Consider the following 1,476-nt stretch of genomic DNA (forward strand, 5'->3'; position numbering starts at 1 on the left):
GCATCCCGATCCCAAGTCCAGGGAGGACTGACGGCACATGAGCAGCACCGATCAACGCCCGGAGGGCCAGAGCTTCTCCAGCCGGGAACTGCGCGACGCGCTCGGCCAGTTCTGCACGGGGATCACCGTCATCACGGCGGTGAAGGACGACGAGCCGGTGGGCTTCGCGTGCCAGTCGTTCTCCGCGCTCTCCCTCGAACCGCCGCTGGTGCTCTTCTGCCCGATGAAGACCTCGGGGTCGTGGAAGGGCATCGAGGCGGCGGGGAGGTTCGCCGTGAACATCCTCTCGGAGGAGCAGGAGGACGTCTCGTCGACGTTCGGGCGCCGCGGCGACGACAAGTTCGCGTCGATCGACTGGTCGCCGAGCCCGCTGGGCTCGCCGGTGATCGCCGGCGTGATGGCGTGGCTGGACTGCCAGATCGAGCAGGTGCTCGACGGCGGTGACCACTGGATCGTCCTCGGCCGCGTCCACAACCTCGGCCCCACCGAGCGGGACATCCGGCCGCTGCTGTTCTACCGGGGCGCCTACCTCAGCATCGAGGAGGACGTGGTGGACCCGACGCCCGAGCAGCTGGAGCTGGAGAACTTCATCACCTCCGCCGACTCGTACACATGGCTGTGACCGCGCCGCTGGCCGAGGCGCTGGCCCGGGCGGAGGAGATCATCAGGTCCGCGCCGCACGTGCGCACCGAGGCCGACGTCGCGGAGGGGCTCGAGTACCTGCTCGGGACCGTCCGCGGCGTCATCGAGAGCGGCCAGCACCGCGGCCGGAGCCACCCGCAGCTGTTCCAGGCCACCGGGCCGTACACCAAGATGGGCCTGGACAACCCGGACACGCTGTACTTCTACGCCAACCTCACCGACGGCGCGGAATACGTGGTCGAGGGCCGGCGCGGCACCACCGCGGACCTGTCCTTCCAGGTCATGGCCGGGACGTACTCGGCCGACGAGCGCGCCGCCTCGCACGCGGCCTTCGATGACCGCGCGCTGGAGATCGGCGCCGACGGTCGGTACTCGTTCCGGCTGGGACCGCCGCGGTACGACGACGACGAGGGCGACCCCGGTTACGTCGTGCTCCGTCCCGGTACCTCGATGATCGCCGTCCGCGAGGTGTTCTCGGACTGGTCCGCGGAGGAGGCCGGGTCGGCGATCCTGCGCAGGGTCGACGCGGTGGGCACCGCCCCGGAGCCGGTGACGCTCGCCGGTCAGGAGAGGTTCTACGCCAAGCTCGCCGAGGCCCTGACGGGCAGGCTGCAGACGTGGTTGGCGTTCCCGGGATGGTTCTTCGGCGACCAGCCGCGCAACACCCTCGGCGAGCCGCGGCGGACGCCCGGAGGGCTCACCACGCAGTTCTCCTCGGCCGGGGTGTTCGAGCTCGAGCCGGACCAGGCCATGATCATCTCCGTGCCCGTCGCCGGGGTGCCCTACCAGGGCTTCCAGCTGGGCAGCATGTGGTACGCCTCGCTGGAGTACGTC

General features: G+C 70.3%; 2 protein-coding genes. Both read left to right on the top strand.

Features of this window, described 5'->3' with window-relative positions:
* Positions 1–37: 37 nt before the first annotated feature.
* Positions 38–622 (top strand): 3-hydroxy-9,10-secoandrosta-1,3,5(10)-triene-9,17-dione monooxygenase reductase subunit, encoded by a 585-nt coding sequence (hsaB, locus tag B4M60_RS02420; RefSeq protein ID WP_291079948.1) that lies wholly within the window; start codon positions 38–40, stop codon positions 620–622.
* On the top strand, positions 613–1,476 hold an 864-nt coding region (locus tag B4M60_RS02425; protein ID WP_291079950.1), incomplete at its 3' end, for a hypothetical protein. The genes hsaB and B4M60_RS02425, both read left to right, overlap by 10 nt.

The organism is Dietzia sp. UBA5065, from assembly GCA_002415925.1.
Classification (GTDB): Bacteria; Actinomycetota; Actinomycetes; order Mycobacteriales; family Mycobacteriaceae; genus Dietzia.

Coding starts and splice junctions, on each gene's coding strand:
- hsaB (WP_291079948.1), top strand. CDS start 38: ATGAGCAGCACCGATCAACGCCCGGAGGGCCAGAGCTTCTCCAGCCGG.